Annotated in this window: 16 protein-coding genes; 10 read left to right on the top strand and 6 right to left on the bottom strand. The window is 42.3% G+C overall.

All coding sequences use genetic code 11. The features are described 5' to 3' along the window. Positions 1–237: 237 nt before the first annotated feature. Genes QYC40_RS12795 through putP form a run of 3 tightly spaced genes read left to right on the top strand, consistent with a single transcriptional unit; the run spans position 238 to position 6,164 of the window. Positions 238–1,710 (top strand): S10 family peptidase, encoded by a 1,473-nt coding sequence (locus tag QYC40_RS12795; RefSeq protein ID WP_301990552.1) that lies wholly within the window; start codon positions 238–240, stop codon positions 1,708–1,710. Positions 1,711–1,764: 54 nt separating this feature from the next. After that, positions 1,765–4,638, top strand: coding sequence for a tetratricopeptide repeat protein (locus QYC40_RS12790; RefSeq protein WP_301990551.1), 2,874 nt, complete (start codon positions 1,765–1,767; stop codon positions 4,636–4,638). A gap of 26 nt (positions 4,639–4,664) precedes the next feature. After that, entirely contained in the window at positions 4,665–6,164 is a 1,500-nt protein-coding gene (gene putP / locus QYC40_RS12785) for a sodium/proline symporter PutP (protein ID WP_301990550.1), read from the top strand. A gap of 18 nt (positions 6,165–6,182) precedes the next feature. On the opposite strand, the gene QYC40_RS12780 is transcribed toward putP, so the two are convergent. Together QYC40_RS12780 and QYC40_RS12775 are read right to left on the bottom strand one after the other, a co-directional pair. Further along, positions 6,183–7,046 (bottom strand): CPBP family intramembrane glutamic endopeptidase, encoded by an 864-nt coding sequence (locus tag QYC40_RS12780; protein WP_301990549.1) that lies wholly within the window; start codon positions 7,044–7,046, stop codon positions 6,183–6,185. A gap of 282 nt (positions 7,047–7,328) precedes the next feature. Continuing rightward, complete coding sequence (locus tag QYC40_RS12775; protein ID WP_301990548.1) at positions 7,329–9,188, bottom strand: CocE/NonD family hydrolase; 1,860 nt, start codon at positions 9,186–9,188, stop codon at positions 7,329–7,331. Positions 9,189–9,275: 87 nt separating this feature from the next. On the opposite strand from QYC40_RS12775, the gene QYC40_RS12770 reads away from it, so the two are divergent. The 5 genes from QYC40_RS12770 to QYC40_RS12750 all read left to right on the top strand — a co-directional run bounded on the left by QYC40_RS12770 (position 9,276) and on the right by QYC40_RS12750 (position 12,409). Then, positions 9,276–9,770, top strand: a complete 495-nt coding sequence (locus QYC40_RS12770; RefSeq protein WP_301990547.1) for a DinB family protein — start codon at positions 9,276–9,278, stop codon at positions 9,768–9,770. Positions 9,771–10,196: 426 nt separating this feature from the next. Further along, on the top strand, positions 10,197–10,712 hold the full coding sequence (locus QYC40_RS12765; RefSeq protein ID WP_301990546.1) for an RNA polymerase sigma factor: 516 nt from the start codon (positions 10,197–10,199) through the stop codon (positions 10,710–10,712). Further along, positions 10,678–11,346, top strand: coding sequence for a hypothetical protein (locus tag QYC40_RS12760; protein ID WP_301990545.1), 669 nt, complete (start codon positions 10,678–10,680; stop codon positions 11,344–11,346). Before QYC40_RS12765 ends, QYC40_RS12760 begins: the two co-directional genes overlap by 35 nt. Positions 11,347–11,358: 12 nt before the next feature. Then, the gene (locus tag QYC40_RS12755) at positions 11,359–11,832 is read left to right on the top strand and encodes a DUF4252 domain-containing protein (protein ID WP_301990544.1); all 474 of its coding nucleotides are present in this window, start codon (positions 11,359–11,361) and stop codon (positions 11,830–11,832) included. Positions 11,833–11,845: 13 nt separating this feature from the next. Further along, a complete protein-coding gene (locus QYC40_RS12750; RefSeq protein WP_301990543.1) occupies positions 11,846–12,409 on the top strand; it encodes a DUF4252 domain-containing protein in 564 nt (187 codons plus the stop codon). Between the two features lie 233 nt (positions 12,410–12,642). Here QYC40_RS12750 and sucD read toward each other — a convergent pair whose 3' ends face one another. Together sucD and QYC40_RS12740 are read right to left on the bottom strand one after the other, a co-directional pair. Further along, positions 12,643–13,515, bottom strand: a complete 873-nt coding sequence (sucD, locus tag QYC40_RS12745; protein WP_301990542.1) for a succinate--CoA ligase subunit alpha — start codon at positions 13,513–13,515, stop codon at positions 12,643–12,645. A gap of 73 nt (positions 13,516–13,588) precedes the next feature. Then, complete coding sequence (locus QYC40_RS12740; RefSeq protein WP_301990541.1) at positions 13,589–14,128, bottom strand: RNA methyltransferase; 540 nt, start codon at positions 14,126–14,128, stop codon at positions 13,589–13,591. Between the two features lie 115 nt (positions 14,129–14,243). Between QYC40_RS12740 and rpsT the strand changes: the two genes are divergently transcribed. Beyond that, the gene (gene rpsT, locus QYC40_RS12735) at positions 14,244–14,498 is read left to right on the top strand and encodes a 30S ribosomal protein S20 (protein ID WP_149526923.1); all 255 of its coding nucleotides are present in this window, start codon (positions 14,244–14,246) and stop codon (positions 14,496–14,498) included. Positions 14,499–14,825: 327 nt separating this feature from the next. Here the strand turns inward: rpsT and QYC40_RS12730 are convergent, their stop codons facing one another. Continuing rightward, positions 14,826–15,680, bottom strand: coding sequence for a DUF1080 domain-containing protein (locus QYC40_RS12730; protein WP_301990540.1), 855 nt, complete (start codon positions 15,678–15,680; stop codon positions 14,826–14,828). Positions 15,681–15,692: 12 nt separating this feature from the next. Then, entirely contained in the window at positions 15,693–16,505 is an 813-nt protein-coding gene (locus tag QYC40_RS12725; protein ID WP_301990539.1) for an AraC family transcriptional regulator, read from the bottom strand. 360 nt (positions 16,506–16,865) lie between these two features. On the opposite strand from QYC40_RS12725, the gene QYC40_RS12720 reads away from it, so the two are divergent. Next, positions 16,866–18,356, top strand: a complete 1,491-nt coding sequence (locus tag QYC40_RS12720; protein ID WP_301990538.1) for a succinate CoA transferase — start codon at positions 16,866–16,868, stop codon at positions 18,354–18,356. Positions 18,357–18,381: the final 25 nt, after the last annotated feature.

Genomic DNA, 18,381 nt, shown 5'->3' with positions numbered 1-18,381 from the left:
ATATCTAACGTCTAATACTAAATTATCCAATTGTTTACCTATTCTGACTTTTTTCATCTATTGGTGGATGTTTTTTAATGATTGAGTGATATTTTCGATATATTGTGTCTGATTGAATTGAATACTTATTGATATAGCGGAAGCGATTTTTGTAAGATTAACAACTATTCTTGTTGATCTTTGCTCGTGTCTGGACGAGGCTTTTTCTTTATATCAATTAAACCTTTATTACTCTTTATGAAAAACCTATTAGTCCTTTTAACAATTTTTATTTTCTTCACGCAAGTTAAAGCCCAACGCCTTCCACTTGCAGATACCGCATTTATTACCAAGCATCAAATTACGGCAAACGGGCAGAAATTTCCGTACTCTGCAAAAGCGGGTACACAGCCCGTATGGGATGACAATGGCAAAGTATTAGCAACTGTACATTACACCTATTATACCCGTGATGGTATCAGCGACAAAAGCAAACGTCCCTTAGTTATTTCATTTAATGGGGGGCCAGGCTCGGGTTCGGTATGGATGCATTTGGCTTATACGGGACCTCGTTTACTTAATATCGATGATGAGGGTTATCCCTTGCAACCGTATGGGGTAAAGGAAAACCCCTATACCATTCTTGATGTTGCTGATATCGTGTATGTTGATCCCATCAATACCGGTTACTCGCGCATCCTAGATGAGAAGGCAGATCGCTCTTTATTCTTTGGCGTGAATGCTGATATTAAATACCTTGCAGAATGGATTAATACCTTCGTAACTCGCAACAACCGTTGGGCATCACCTAAGTACCTAATTGGAGAAAGCTATGGTACTACACGCGTCTCTGGATTAGCCTTAGAATTGCAAAATGTACAATGGATGTATCTGAATGGTGTTATCTTGGTTTCACCGACAGACCTTGGCTTAAAACGCGAAGGAGCAGTCGCTAAAGCGAACGTATGGCCTTATTACACTGCTGCAGCATGGTTCCACAAGCGCCTTACTCCAGAACTTCAAAACAGAGATCTGGAAGAACTATTGCCAGAAGTAGAGAGGTTTACATTGGATGAACTGTTGCCAGCAATCGCAAGAGGTTCTAGTTTATCGGTGAATGATAAAAATGCTTTGGTGAAGAAGATGGCGAGGTATTCTGGACTCTCGGAAACTATCATTGCTCAGAACAATCTGGATGTTCCTACATCCTTGTTTTGGAAAGAATTAATGCGTGATAAGGGACAAACAATCGGTCGTCTGGATTCCCGATATTTGGGAATCGACCTACGTGATGGCGGCGAACGCCCCGACTATAATGCGGAGTTGACGTCTTGGCTGCACTCTTTTACACCGGCAATCAACTATTACTACGCGAATGAGCTGAAATATAAAAGCGATGTGAAGTACAATATGTTTGGACCTGTGCATCCTTGGGATCGTAGTAACGACAATACCGGATTGAATTTGCGACAAGCCATGGCAGCAAACCCCTACCTGCATTTAATGGTGCAATCTGGATACTATGATGGTGCTACAGACTACTTCAACGCTAAATACAATATGTGGCAGATGGATCCTTCCGGAAAACTTTCAGACCGTATGAGCTTCGTAGGCTATCGTAGCGGCCACATGATGTATCTTCGAAAAGAAGATCTAATCAAAGCGAATGAGGATATTCGCCAATTTATTAAAAAGTCTCTCCCAGCTGCAGACAAAGCCGCAAAATACTAAATAGTATAAAACTTGCCAGCCCCTGAAGGGGCTGGTTATTTTAATTTATATACGATGCGATATCATTATATTCTACTTTCCCTTTTTCTTCTCCTCGGACATGCCTATGCTCAAGACCTGCTCAACGACCATAAAGCAGTCCTAGAGTTGCTTCAGAAGGAAAAAGATAAAGCCGTTAAATCATTAAACAAAGACTCAAAAGTTTCCTTTAATGATTTAAATAAACTTTTAGATTTAGGCGAATGGAACTTGGTACATACTCAGCTAAACACTAAGAACGGCCTATCAAAGGTCGACAGAGCCCTATTACTAGCAAAATATCATTGGCTGAACAACGACTTCCGCTCTAGCGAAAAAGCTGTAAAGTCACTTACAAACAAGGAACAACAAGATTATCGAGTACAGCGGACTTTCGCGCTTTTGGAAATTGAAGCTTGGGAATTGGAGCAGGCCGAGAAAAACAGTTTGAAGCTTTTAAAAAGTCATCCTGAGGATGTTGAAACTAAGCTGATCCTCGGTCGTGCTTATATGCTGCAAAAGAAATATAAGGAAGCCCTAGCTTTGGCAAATGACATGATTGCCAAACAGCCGAAGGATGCTGCAGGATATTTCCTCAAGGCTGATGTGTTTTTCTGGGATCAGAACCCCGAGGAAGCCGAAAAGGTACTTGTACAAGGTTTAGCACTGAACCCCTTAAATGCCGATGCCCGTTTCTATTATGGATATGCCATTTGGCGCCGTATCGATGCTCGGCAGCTGAACGCGATGGTCGATCAATGGGATCTAGCATTAGCGATCAATCCGCTTCACTTCCAAACGCATTGGCATCTGGGCAATGGACACACCAATTTAACCTTTGCAGACTATGTTGATGCGGACGAAAAGGCCATTCGCGCGGCCCTAGAATCGGCCGATGAAGATTTCACAGCAAACAGAATTGAAAAAGCCTTAGAAACGGTAAATAAGATCAAAGGAGACTATCCAACATCGGTTCTTCCGCAAATGCACGAGGCATCTCTGTTATATGGTGATTTTGACGCTGTAGATCGCTTTCAACGGTTGGAAAAAGCAGAACAGATCTTTCTCGATATCCTGAACAGGAAAAAGCATTATGGACCTGCTCATAATGGATTGGCAGCTGTTATCAAATCTAAGCGCATTCCATACCTCAAGAGCTATCCGACTATTATGCAGGAGTTGAAGGCTCCGAAAATCTCGAATATGGACGACTTCCTGGAGATCTTCCCCGATGTGGCTTATTACCCTGGCGATGTCGCGAAAGGCATGGCATGGAATCAGCTTTATACCTCGGTGGTCTATTTCCCATTCCTGGTCAAACAACATCGATTATTTGTTATCCCACCGCTGCATGTGGACCTGGCGCTGGCGATGAAGGCCCCATACTTCCGCTTCAACTCCACGTTCGACAACCGACAATGGATGGATATCCGAGGCGTGGGCTCCGGTGCGGCAGCAATTGAATACGTGGAACGCGGAGCATTTGAAGAACGAAATGTACTGCTGCATGAATATGTCCATCTCTTTCATGGTAGGGTATTGACGGATGAGCAGAACCGACGCATCAAAGCGCTCTATTATCAAGCGATGGAGAAAGGATTGACCCTGGATTATTATTCTCAAAATAATGAGTCTGAATATCTAGCGCAAACCTATCCGGCTTATTTTGAAAAAGTCAAAGTGCATCCACTCGACTTCAAATCGATGAACACCTTATCCGATCTTCAGCATAAGGATCCGGATATGTACAAATTCTTGGATGAATTGATCAGCAAGGAAAGGGCATACCTTGCCGGCAATCAGCAAGCCATGGCATCCAACTGGTCGCAAGTTTACCTTAATCTTGCCGAAGAGGCCGCAAAGAATGAGTATCAAGAAGCCTACAAGTTGCTGGATACCGCATTGCAATACGATAGCAAATATCTGCCGGCAATCTTAGCTTATGCGAAGTTCCATATTGGCGAAGGAAAGTTTGAAGCTGCCAAAAACAGAATAGGACAAGCGAAAGCCATAGATCCCAACTATGCACCAATCTATATGTTGACTGGTGATTTGTTGATTGCCAGCCAACCTGAAGATCAGGAAGCACAAGCCGTGGCCTATACTAAGGGCTTCGACCTCGAGCAGGATTATATGGAAAAGTCCAAAAATGCCGCTATCCTTCGAGCGTTCTATTTCGAGCGCGGAAAGTTAGAAAAGGCGATACAGGTAGCTAAATCCTATGTTGCTACTGGCTCTCAAATCTCCACGTATTTACGCGATCGTTTGAATGATCAGCGATCCTTTTATCAATGGCAGTTGGCACTGTTGGGATATGAAGATGCTGTCGACTCATTAGCCTACTTATCATCACAACGACCGCAGCACTATCCCCTTCGCATTCAGTATGTAGAAGCCCTATTAGCGAATGGCAAGGCTGAGGAAGCACTCAAAAACCTAAATGAAGTATACCGCACCTTACAGGCATCGCAAGTTAGTCGTCCGGAGTTTGAATTGCTATTGGCGGAAGCTTTTTTTCAACAGGGAGATGAAGCCAATACAGAACGCTATTTAGAAAAGCTTATGGTTCGTGATGGAGATCCTGCCCGCCTAGATCATGCCTATAATCTGCGATTAGTAAGATTGCTCGCAAAAGCCGGTAAGACAACCCAAGCGGTCCAATTCTACAAGAAACTGCCGAAAGATAATTCCTTATTGTCGCAAACTGCAGACTTCACTACGCAGGCATGGATTGCCTTTTACAATAAGGAAGAAGACAAAGCCATAGCCTATGCGACGCAGGCCCTGGATCTGTATGCGTACAACGTAGAAGCCTTTCAACTTTTGACACAAATCAGTAAAAAACAATCAAAACTGGAAAATATTTTAACGAAATACCGTGGTAATATGGTAATTAAACTAAAATTATAGCATTTTTATCTCTTTAACTTATTTATATGAATATATACGAATTAATATCTATAGGCTTATATATGCTGCTGATGATTCTCATCGGTCTGTATTCCTATAAAAAATCGACCAGCAATTCCGACGAATTCCTAATCGGTGGACGTAAGATGGGAGCTGCCGTTACAGCGCTTTCGGCAGGGGCAGCGGATATGAGTGGCTGGCTTCTGATGGGATTACCCGGAGCGATGTATCTATCCGGCTTGTCAGCCTCCTGGATCGCCATCGGACTAACCATTGGAGCCTTCCTAAACTACGTTATTGTCGCGCCAAGGCTGCGCGTTTATACCGAGGTCGCTAAAAATGCCATCACTTTACCGGTGTTTTTTGAAAACAGATTCCATGATAAAACCCAGTTGCTAAAGATTGCCTCCTCGGTGTTGATCCTCGTATTCTTCACGCTGTATACATCCGCAGGGATGGTGTCTGGAGGACGATTGTTTGAATCAGCATTCAACATGGATTACTATACCGGCCTGTTCGTTACGAGCTCAGTTGTGGTGCTCTACACATTCTTAGGCGGTTTCTTAGCGGTAAGTTTAACAGATTTCGTGCAGGGTACTATTATGGTCCTCGCGCTCGTTATCCTTCCTATAGTCGTTATCACACAGATTGGTGGATTGACTGAAACGCTCGACATTATTGAAACGAAGAACTGCAATTATCTCGACCTATTCAAAGGAACGACGACCATATCCATACTATCCTTAATGGCTTGGGGCTTGGGCTACTTCGGGCAACCCCATATTCTGGTTCGCTTTATGGCTATCGAGCATGTTAAAGATATTCCGAAAGCACGTAATATCGGTATCAGCTGGATGATCTTTACGGTTGGTGGCGCCATGTTGGTTGGTCTTTTTGGCATTGCCTATTTGCAGAAGTTCGACCTCGCAACCATGCAGCGGTTTGATGGTTCAAAAGAAATAGCAGAAACGATTTTTATCCATTTGTCGAGAGTATTGTTCCATCCATTGATCGGAGGCTTTCTGTTATCAGCCATTTTGGCCGCTGTAATGAGCACCATATCCTCTCAATTATTGGTTACATCAAGCTCGATGACGGAGGATATCTACAAAACCTTTATCAATAAAAATGCTTCAGCAAAGAGTATGCTTATGATGAGCCGTGTTTCCGTTTTGATCGTTGCGATCATTGCGTTGCTACTTTCCTTAAATCCAAAAGATAGCATCCTTAATCTGGTGGGCAATGCCTGGGCAGGTTTCGGAGCCGCATTTGGCCCCTTGATTATTCTTTCACTACTTTGGAAAAGAACGACTGCAATGGGCGGATTGGCAGGCATGCTAGTTGGTGGTGCCGTCGTCCTAGGCTGGGTTTATATTCCCCATAATTATAAAGAAGTGTATGAAATGATCCCAGGGTTTATCCTTAGTTTCTTAACCATCATCGTGGTATCTTTGCTAACAAAACCAGTGAGCAAGGAAATCGAAGAAGAATTTGATGAGGTTGCAAAAATTGTAAAGAATAACTAAATCAATACCTAATCTCCGCTAAGGATTATTCGGTTCAATCGTGAAGTCTTCTTTAAGAAGCTTAAGCAACGAATCCTTCGAATAGCCCTTAGCGGATTTCATTTCTATGTCGATATATTTATCATCTACCTGATATCGATGAGCACCATAAATAGAATCGATAACCTGACTTAGTGGATATTGCCTTACGTTCAGGTTAAAAAGGCTATCGCTGGTCTCACGTACAAAAAAGAGCGTTTGCGAAGTATCCCTGAATTGGGAAACATTGATCTCCAGATCAATCTCGGCATTGTGAATCCTGGTTACAGGATTTTTAAGCAATATGATGGTACCCATCAGCGAGAAAATAAACAAATTCCAAATTCCGTAGAGCGCCCAGCTGTACACAAAACCTAGACGAACCCTAATAAAAGAGAATACAAAGCCATCTACTAGATTGGACGATACAAGCAATGCACCCAATACATAAAAAAGGGGATTGCCATTTTCGAAGTTAAATAGGTGGGCAAGGCCGTAGAAGAAAACCGAACTATAAACGAGCCAACGATAATACCTTCTATAGGTGTTGTGGGAAATAAGGAAGCGGTAAAACTTTTTATATTTCAGAAGATAACGGAAAACTGCTTCTTCGATTAAGGGGGCAAAGACGACAGCTGAAATCATGTAAATTACTGCCTCTTCGTCCGTATCGCTCTTCTTTGTAAAGACGGGGTCTAAATATTGCACGAGATGTTCTAAAGGAAGAATGATCGCTAAGATCAGAACTTTGAATAGAAATAAAGTGAAAAATACCTTACTGTAGGTATCGCTATGATAGGCAATAAGCTTCCTGTCGGAAGGGTGTAATATGAAACTCCAAAAATGTTGAAGTATCTTCAGCATGCAGTCCTAAGTTTTTCTGGTTTGGTACCGCAAAGATATCAAAAAAAACAAGCGGCGAAACATAAATAAACCCAAATATTTACCTAGTAGTAAATATTTGGGTTTATTTATTCAGTTTTTACCGAAAGAGAAAGTTAAAAATAATGCCGCTTTTGTTTCAACCATTGCCCAAGACCTTCCATACCGAATTGTTTGTCTGTGTGGAAAGGGGAAGAAAGTAAAAACAAGCAATTTACAGGTTTAGAATACTGCACATATAAAATAGATTATGTGTGTGCTTACCTATAATTTCTCAAAGACGAGCTTGCTCGCCTTTCCTTTTTCAAAATACAGACGATGGGTATTTTTAACGAAGTCGCTTTCTTTGGCTTGATAAATATCCATGAAATTATTCGGATTTCGATCTACTAATGGAAACCAGCTGTGCTGTATCTGTACCATAATTTTATGCCCTTTTTTGAAGGTATGTGCTACATCTGGCAGATTAACTTTTACCTGCGTTACTTGATTCGGGGTGAATGGCTCAGGTTCGCTGAACGAATTTCTGAATTTCCCCCGCAAAACCTCGCCACGCACCAACATTTGATAGTTCGGCATAACCACGTCCTTGCTGATGGGAGAGCTAACCGAACTGCTGTCCGGATACACATCAATCAGCTTCACGATAAAGTCTGCGTCGGTTCCCGTCATCGAAACCCATAGATCCGCCGTAACCGGACCTGCCATGGTCAGATCTTTTTCCAATACCTCGGTTTCAAAAACCATCACATCCGGACGGTTTGCTGCAAATCGTTGATCGGCGATCATGTATTCGCGCGTGCGGTTCACGATGATTCCCTCTTGCGATGGCACAGGCTTGTTTGGGTCGCTATGGTATTCGACGAAAGGCTCACCTTGCTGCGGACTGTCAGCCAGCTTACCATCTGCAGACAGGTAGAGTTCATCCTGCACGACATCCTTCGGGGGCCATTGCGAAAAATGCTGCCATTGATTCGAGCCCGAAAAATAGATGTTCGCTTCGGCAGGATTGAACGAACCTATGCCTTTGAGATGGTATTCAAAGAATGGTTTTTCAAACTTCTGCTGATAGGTAAGGCTAGTTTTTTCGCCAAATCGGATATCACCAAATGAATCACCCTCCGACCGAACCCAACCACCGTGGAACCAAGGCCCCATCACCAAAATATTATTGTTGTTCTTATTTCTTTTCTCAATCTGCTTGTACGTTTCGAACGCACCGTAAGTGTCCTCCGCATCGTATAATCCACCCACGACCATAACGGCAGGTTTAACGCTATTTAGATGCTGTGTAATCGTTCGATTCATCCAAAAGGTATCCAAGGTGCTATGCTTAGCCAGGTTGTCCCAGAACTTCACGGTATGGCTTAAGTACTTTTCCTTTAAACCGGATAGGGTAGGATTGTCCAGAAAGAATTTATACATGTCCTTTGAAGGCAGCTCAAATCCTTTCGGACCTTCTTTATCCGTAATGGGTTTCGGGCGCGGAGCATCGAAAATATACATAAAGCGAAAAGCATCTGCCAGGAACAACGCACCGCCATGGTGGAAGTCATCCCCGATGAACCAATCGGTTACCGGCGCTTGTGGCGATACAGCCTTTAGGGCCGGGTGCGAACCGATCAAACTTGCCGTGGCATAAAAGCCAGGATAGGAAATGCCATACATGCCGACCTTTCCATTATTCCCTTTTACATTTTTTACCAACCAATCGATGCTATCCCAAGTATCGGTGCTCTCATCAATCTGATGACCGTTTTCCTTCGTTCTGGTCGGACGGATATCTTCAAACTCGCCCTCGCTCATCCACTTGCCGCGCACATCCTGATACACGAAGATATAACCAAGTTGCGCCATCTCCGGGAAACTGCCCAAACTTTTCTTGTACTCATTCGCGCCGTAAGGAGCAACGGTATACGGGGTTCGGTTGAGGAGGATAGGGTACTTCTTCGATTTATCCTTAGGCGTATAGATGGCGGTGAAGAGTCGCTTCCCATCGCGCATCTTGATGTATTGCTCTGTCTTATCGTAATGTTGTTTTACATAGTCTGCTGTTTGCTCCTGGGCAATGGCGGCGATAGCCGCAAATAGCCAAATAAAACAGCATAGTAAGGCCTTTTTCATTTTTCGGTATAATTTGTTGTTAGCGTGAAAATAGCTATTTTTTATCTCATTTATTGCTTAATTTCGGAGATAATAAAAACATATCCTATGAGTATTAAAGATGGATTTCTAGTAGAACTAGAACGCGAAACCAATAGTACCCGTCGTATTATCGATCGTTTGAAAGATGAAGACCTTGCTTTTAGACCGCACGAAAAGTCTATGTCCTTAGGCGCACTAATAGGTCATGTGGTTGAGTTGCATAATTGGGTTGCAACAGCATTAACAAGAAATGACTTCAATTTGCAAACAGACTATAAACCCTTCAAACCGTCGACTGTAGCTGAACTTAAACAGGCTTTGGAAGAAGGTTTCAAAGCAAACGAGCAAACACTTAATACGTTCCCTGAAGAGGAATGGTTCAAAACATGGACTATGCGTGTTGGTGATTACGTGATTGGTGAGATGCCTAAGCTAGGCGCCCTACGTTTCGTTATCAATAACCACCTGATTCACCACCGTGGACAAGCAACTGTATATCTACGTTTGTTAGACATCCCGGTACCTGGACTCTATGGTCCATCCGCGGACGAGCAAAAATAAAGGAACGCCAAGTCTTGAATGAGTACACGACCATGTACTCCCTAATCAAACCCCTATCATAGCCCTTTCGAAGTGCTTCTGATAGGGGTTTGTATTGGGTTTGAATTGGGTTTGAAAGGGTTTAGTATCGAACGAGACTCGTAATAGTATGCTCGCAATTCCGTGTTAGGGGATGGAGAAAAGAAGATCTGGGACTTGCTCAGGTTCTGCTTTATCGATAGCGGATTGCATTCAAGTGCTTCGGAAACTTTTATTCCGATTGTTTTATTTCGTTAAACTAAGCGTTTTATCAATCTTATTGCCGTTGTAATTCGTAAATTATATTTCTATAAATCAACTATTTAGCCTTTTATTTCGGTTTTTCTACATTTTCTATGTAATGAAACTGCTGTTTACCTTGTCTTGTATATAAACGCTGAGAAAATTATGAATCAAGAAACCTTTAAAAATACAGTATTCGTCCTTAAGGATAAGCTGTATCGCTTTGCGAATAGGTTTCTGGCCCATGAGGAAGATGCGTTTGATCTGGTGCAGGAATTAATGTTGAAGCTGTGGGAAAAGCGATCGGATTTAAATCATGTAGCGAATATGGAAGCCTTTGCGATGGGCACGCTGAGGAACATGGCCTTGAACAAGATTGAAAGGGCGGGCAGGCAGGCGAAGTACCTTCAGGAGGTGCCGACTGATATTCAAGCCGAGCGATACCCGGCACTGACGCAGGAGCTTATTCTGAAATACATTGATGCCCTGCCGGAAAAACAACGCATGGTGATGTATTTAAGAGATGTGGAGGAATATGAAATAGCAGATATTTCCAAACTCTGCCAAATAGATGAAAATGCCGTTCGAGTAAATCTGTCCAGAGCGAGACAGTCTGTACGAGCGAGTTTAACAAAAGTATTCGATTATGAAGAAAGAAGAATTGGATCCATTAAGAGCTAAATACCTGCAAGGGGAAACCTCGCTGGAGGAGGAGCGCTTATTGAAGGAGCATAGTGATGATGCTTTCTTTGGAGGACTTAAAGAGCCGTCGGGAAAGATGGATTGGGATTTTGATGCCTTTATGGAGGCAACGACTGAGGACGAAGGCGAAAAGAACGCGAAGGTAATTAATCTGCCAAAACGTATCATCATGATCACGAGCATAGCGGCATCGTTGCTGATAGGCTTCCTGATCTTCCGTCCGAAGGAAAATGCGGAGCAGCAAGTTAATCCAAAGCAGATTGCGCAGCATAGCGTAAGCGAAGATCGTACGGTAGATGCTGAAACGCTGCAGCAAGTTATTCCGGAGACTCCAAAGCTGATGGAGAACCGAGTAGAAGAATCTGTTATTGCATCTATCCCTCGTTCGAAGAAAAGACCGCAAAGCTCGGTCAGGAGCGAGGCGAGCGTGAAGACGGTTGAATCCCCGGTTGAATTAGAAGAAGAGCTGTACGTGGAGGTAAATGGCGTCAGGATCTATAATGAGGAGGAGGCACTAGAAATTACGGAAACGGCATTGCGCTTAGCAACCAGCAATCTGAAGCGTGGGGCTGCGGGGTTGGAGAAAATAAAGCATTTGAATATAGAAATCTAATAAAGTGAAGATATGAAAACGATCATGTTAATCTGCGCCTTGCTTTTCGCGGGCATCGCACAAGCACAAGTCTCGAAACTGGATGATATTTTTGAGCAATACAAGGAACAAAAGGGGGTAACCAGCATTAAAATCGGTAAGCCGATGTTTAAGATGTTGAACAAAATGAACATCGACGATGCGGATTTGGAAACGATCAGACCCTTATTCAGCAAGATCAATTCGATCAAGATGCTGATTGTTGAGGGCTCTCAACCGACCTTAAAAAACGCGGTGAACAATGCTGTCGATAACCTGAAGTTTGAAGAGCTGATGGTGGTGAATTCGGAAGGCAACAAGATTAAGTTTTTGGCGAAGTCTGTAGATGGCGACCTGTTGAACAACCTGCTCTTGAGCATTGTTTCTGATGAGGACACGATCTTTATGATCCTTGACGGAGCAATGAGTTACGACGACATCAACAACCTAGTGAATAAAAACGATTAGAAAACCAAGCATTATGAAAAGAGGAATAGGATTTATTGTAGCCGTTTGCATAGGATTATTATTGCAAAGTTGTTTTGTAAAGACAAGCCCGAATATGGCCTTTATCCATAAAGGAGATATCAGTCGCAATGCGGAAGTGGTATCGGTCAAGGTGCCGGGAATTTTAATGCGCACGTTTATCCTCGGGGAGCTACGGGAGATGAAAGAGGAGGATCCGATGCTGGCGATGGCTTTGAAGAAAATCAAAAGCATTAAGCTAACGGCGATCGAAGGGGAGAAGGGGCATCGCTTACATCAGCGTTTTACGAACTACCTTGCCGATCAGAAATTTGAAGAACTGATGAGTATTTACAGTGATGGCGCCAAAGTGAGCATCAATACCTTGACTAAAGGCGACCGCATAAAGAAGATTATGTTGGGGGTCGTGGATAACGAAGATCAGGTTTTTATTGAGCTCAAATCGGACATGAGCCTTAGCGAGCTGAACCAATTGGTCGATCATTACGAGACGACGAAAGGCAAAGAGAAGAAAGAGAAAAAGACAGCAAATGCGGAAGATTTAGCATTTGCGAAATAGATTTTGTTTCAATGTTTAGTTAAGAAGAGGTCGCTCGCCAGGGCGGCCTTTTCTTTTTATGACAACTAGGCTGGCTCTGGGTTGAAGATAACTTAGATAAAATTTTCATGTTTCCATTGAAACACCAACAGGTATGAAAGTTCTTGATGGCTTTTGAAAACAGACACTTTCAGGAAAAAAAAAGGAGCGATCATTTTCGATCGCTCCTTTTTTAATATTGTTTGGCTTGGGAATTATTTAGCTAATTCTTCAGCGATTGCTTTTCCAATTTCAGCAGGAGATTCTACTACACGGATTCCGCACTCACGCATGATCTGCATTTTTGCAGCAGCCGTATCATCAGCACCACCAACGATTGCACCAGCGTGACCCATACGGCGTCCCGGAGGCGCTGTTTGTCCAGCGATGAAACCTACAACTGGTTTAGTACCGTTTTCTTTAATCCAACGAGCAGCCTCAGCTTCCATGCCACCACCGATCTCACCAATCATGATGATACCTTCAGTTTCTGGATCGTTCATTAATAATTCAATAGCTTCTTTTGTTGTAGTACCAATGATTGGGTCACCACCAATACCGATAGCTGTTGTAATTCCTAATCCTGCTTTTACCGTTTGATCTACGGCTTCGTAAGTTAAAGTTCCTGATTTAGAAACAACACCTACTTTACCTTTTTTGAAGATAAAGCCTGGCATGATACCAATTTTTGCTTCTTCAGCAGTGATGATACCCGGACAGTTAGGGCCAATTAAACGAGAGTTTTTGTCGCTCAAGTAAGATTTTACTTGAATCATATCTTTAGTAGGGATACCTTCAGTGATACAAACGATCAACGCGATTCCTGCAGCAGCAGCTTCCATGATTGCGTCCGCAGCGAATGCTGGTGGAACAAAAATAATAGATACGTTAGCACCTGTTGCATCAACAGCGTCTTGTACGGTGTTGAATACCGGACGGTCTAAATGAGATTGACCACCTTTTCCTGGTGTAACACCACCAACTACGTTTGTACCGTACTCAATCATTTGAGATGCATGATAAGTACCCTCGTTACCGGTGAAACCTTGAACGATTACTTTAGAATCTTTATTTACTAATACACTCATTTTGTCTTATTTTTTGCAACGCAAATCTACTATTTTGAACTGACTTCTAAAAATCAACTCGCTATCTATTTTGCTATTTCTTAATAAAGTTGAGTTTATTTACTAAATCCCACAAGACAATTCCTATCGTTACGGAAACATTGAAGGAATGTTTGGTGCCAAATTGTGGGATTTCCAAGCATCCGTCGGATGCTGCAATAACGTCCTCTTCTACGCCATGCACCTCATTTCCAAATACAATAGCGATTTTTTCGTTTTCTGCGGGTTGGAAGTTTTGCAGGGAGATAGACTTGTCCACTTGTTCGATAGAATACACTTTATAGCCTTCAGACTGCAATATTTTAACAGCGTCTAGGGTTTGCTTATGATATTCCCATACGACCGATTGTGTGGCTCCTAGGGCTGTTTTCTCGATTTCGCGGTGTGGGGGAGTTCCCGTGATTCCACATAGAAGAATTTTTTCTACAGCGAAAGCATCTCCGGTTCTGAAAGCCGACCCGACGTTGTGCATGCTGCGAACACTGTCTAAAACAATAACCAAGGGGGTTTTATCTTGATTCTTAAACGTTTCTACGTCAACTCTATTGAGCTGATCCATCGATAATTTTTGCATGTACAAAGATAAGGATTTGGAAAACTTTAAAAATGATTTTGAATATTAGTTTTTAGATGTTATTTTTGCAGTCCGAAATTAAATATAAAAAGATTAAAATATATAGCTAAGAGAAATGGCAAATCATAAATCAGCGATCAAAAGAATTAGAGCTAACGCTGCGAAGCGTCTAAGAAACCGTTACCAAGCAAAAACAACTCGTAACGCGATCAAAAAATTACGTCTTACAACAGATCCAGAAGAGGCGAAAGCGTTATATCCACGCGTGGTTTCTATGCTAGATCGTTTGGCTAAGAAAAATGTAATTCACAAGAAAAAAGCAAACAACAACAAATCTAAATTAGCGAAATTCGTTAATAAGTTAGGTTAATCTGTAGCTTTTTCCTAAAAGATATATAGGGATGTGAAAACATCCCTTTTCTAGTATCTAGTAGTTAGTATTTAGTACTTAGTAGTTAGACCTATTGTTGCCATGCATTTCTAACTAAGAGGTTTGTTTTGAACCTTTGGTTTAGAAAGGGAGTTTGTCTTGAACCAGGAAAGGAAGGATGCAAGGATTGGCAGGATCGGGCGTCATAGGTCTTTATACTAACTACTAACTACTAAATACTATCCTTCCTTTCCCGGTTCAAGACAACAAAAAAAAGGAGCCTAATCGGCTCCCTACTCTAATTGTCTAACGTCTAATATCTAAAATCTAATTTCCCAGCACTTTCTTCACTGCTGCATCCAGCTTTGCTTTATCCCCCTTATAATTACTTAGATCAAATAATTCTACTTTTCGGAAATCGATAGGGTGACTTTCGCTCTGAAGGTAGATAAATCCGCTGTCGAGCAATTTGCCGTCGATTTTTTGTTTGGGGTCGTAGTTGTCGACATTCTTGCCACCGATCTGTGGTTTGTTGTATTCTAATACGACTTGGCCATCTAATATGTGTTGGATTAAGGAGTCGCCTAATACCACAAACTCGGCAGTTACCCATTGGTCGCCATGGTAGGTCTTTGAGGTGGAGCTCAGACAATGTGGGGTAAATAGCTTTTCTTTGATGACGACGTTGGTTCCGGGAGTACAGAGGTTGGAGTTTGTTCTTTCGTTCTTGCCGTCGCCACCTAATAATTGTCCTTCGATAGAGATTGGGAAGTCCTGATCTTTCAACATGGTTTTCGGATCCTGCCCGTGCAGCATCGCGCCACTGTTACGCCATGCCCAGCCTTCGCCGCCTTTTGTTTGCTCGTCTACGAAACGATACTCTACGCGTAATACATAATAGCTGAAAGGCTTATTATATGCAAGGTGACCGTACTGTTGATTGAAATTATCGTATCCGTCGTATCTAACTTTCAATAGACCGTCTTCGACACGGAAGGTATTGGCATAGTTATCTCCAACTTCATGCAATCTTATTTTCGGCGTCCAGTTTTTCATGTCTTTTCCGTTGAATAACTGTATCGCTTTGGGGGTTTTGACTGCCTTGTTGCTGACCTGCGCTTGGCTTCCGCATGCGCATAGTAGCCCCAATGCTAAGCCTAGGGTTAGGGATCTTAACTTCATGTTTATTCGGGATTATAATAGTAAGTTTCTGTTTTTTACATATTCGCTCGGGCGTACGCCGATAACCTTATTAAAGGTATTACTGAAAGTCGGTAGACTGTTATAACCTACGCGCAACGCCACTTCATTGACACTCAGTTTTTCGTCTAACAATAGTTTTAGCGAGGTCAACATACGCAGTATGGTAAAGTACTGGATGTATGACATGTTGAGTTCCTTTTGGAACAATCGCGCAAGCGTACGTTCGCTGATATCGAAATTCTCTGCTAGGGACTTGAAACTAATGTTCTCGGAGATGTTCTGCTCGAGGTAATTGACGATCTGCTTAAGCTTGTCGTTTTTCGGATAGGGAAGAGCTAGTGGGAGTTCTGCTGGTGAGATCTCCGGTAGTATCAATTTGAAAGCCTTGGCTATTGAAAACTTAGGTTCTTCTTCCGGGAAGATATTGCCATTCCATCGGTTCGTAAACATGATCAGTTCGTTCAGTAAGTCGCTAACCGGGTAGATATTGATCTTCTCGAAGAAAGCTGTGTCTGTTTCGAAAGTAGGGAAATATAAGTTTCTCATCACGACCTGCGGCCCGCTGGGGTGTATGCTATGTTTAACACCGGCAGGAATCCAGATATAATGGCGTGCTGGGAGAAAGTACGATTTGTCAGGAGTTTTTAAGAATACGACACCACCCTCAGTGTATAGAAATTGTCCTTTTTTGTGGTAATGTTCCGTAACGTGGTGTTCGCCCATTACGGCATGATGACAGTAGATGCTATGGTCAAAGGTGTCTACTTCTGTCAAGTAATATTTGTCAACATATTCTTTATGCATCCAGGGAAATGTATTTATGAAATATAAATTTCAAGTTTTTTATTGATATATGCAAAAGATGCAATGTGTAAGCCCTTAAATGTGAGTATAAACCTACTTAATTTTATGATTTGCGTCATGAACATATCCTGATTTCCTTCGTATATTTACTCCGTAAAGCTTCCGCGTTCTAATTACCTATGTTAATAATCGTTTGTTTATTAGGGTTTTACTGTGGTTTTATGTGTTCTGTTTTACTGGTTAGTAATTGGTTACTTTTTTTGTAAACCAAATAATTAACTGTCTATTATGGATAATTTTAAAAATAAAATATTGATTAATATTGCCACGCCCTGACAATGGGCGTCTAATTGTAAAGAAATGTTAGAAAGAATTCGTTTAGAAAGACTAAAAGACAAAGTTACTACGGCCGAAGAGGCTGTGAAATTAATTGAGGACGGCATGGTTGTCGGATCGAGCGGTTTCACGAAAGCTGGAGATAGTAAGGTCGTTCTTCCTGCATTAGCAGAACGAGCAAAGACTGAAAATATAAAGATTACCCTAATGACCGGTGCGTCTTTAGGTCATGGTACAGATGGTAAGTTAGCGGAAGCAGGTGCTTTAAAGAAACGCATGCCCTTTCAAGTAGATCCTGTACTTCGTAGCAAGATTAACTCAGGTGAGGTTTTGTTTATCGATCAACACCTTAGTGAAAGTGCAGAGTTATTGCACAATAAAAACCTTCCGGATGTGGATATCGCTGTTATCGAGGTCGCATATATCGACAGAGATGGTAGCATCATCCCAACCACATCGGTTGGTAATTCCGTAACCTTTGCATCTTTAGCAAAGAAAGTGATCCTGGAGGTCAATACTTCTATTCCTGAAGATGTATATGGTATCCATGATATCTATCAGGCGGAAGATTACCCACATCGTAATGTGATTCCTATCGTTGCGCCATGGAACAAGATCGGACGCAAGACTATCCCATTGAATCCGGATAAAGTAGCTGCGATCGTATTCACGGACAAGCATGATAGCCCGGCGGATATCGCTGAGCCTGATGCGAAAACTTCGGCGATTGCGAAACATATTCTGGAGTTCTTTGAAGAAGAGGTTCGTCTAGGGCACTTAACAGATCGTTTATTACCTATCCAAGCAGGTATTGGTAAAGTAGCGAATGCGGTATTGACAGGTTTCAAGCACAGTAACTTCTACGATCTGACGATGTTCTCAGAAGTGTTGCAGGACAGTACATTTGACTTGATTGATGCTGGAAAGCTAAGCTTTGCGTCGGCATCTTCCGTAACAGTGTCTCAGGCTTGCTATGAACGTGTATTTGGAAACTTACAACGCTATAGAGATAAGTTTGTACTACGTCCGCAAAACATCTCGAATACGCCGGGTCTTATTCGCCGTTTAGGGATTATCGCGATCAATACAGCGATTGAGTTTGATATCTATGGAAATGTGAATTCAACCCATATCGGCGGTACGAAGATTATGAACGGTATTGGTGGTTCTGGTGACTTTGCTAGAAATGCATACTTGAGTATTTTCGTAACGCAAGCTGCTTCTAAAGAGAACAAGATTTCTCATATCTTGCCGATGGTGTCTCATACAGACCATACAGAGCACGATGTTGACATCTTAGTAACGGATATAGGTTTGGCAGACTTAAGGGGTCTAGCGCCGCGCGAACGTGCGCAAAAGATTATTGATAATTGTGTGCATCCGGATTATAAGGATGAACTTCAGTCTTACTTTGATAGAGCTTGTCAAAGAGGAGGACATACGCCTCATTTATTGGAGGAAGCTTTCAGCTGGCATATTCGTTTCAACGAAACGGGTAGCATGAAGAAAGCATAAAGACTTTATTTTTGTTTATATTTTT

Origin of the sequence: Sphingobacterium sp. BN32, assembly GCF_030503615.1 — a bacterium.
In the GTDB taxonomy this organism is placed as follows: domain Bacteria; phylum Bacteroidota; class Bacteroidia; order Sphingobacteriales; family Sphingobacteriaceae; genus Sphingobacterium.
This window is presented reverse-complemented; position numbering and strand designations above follow the sequence as displayed.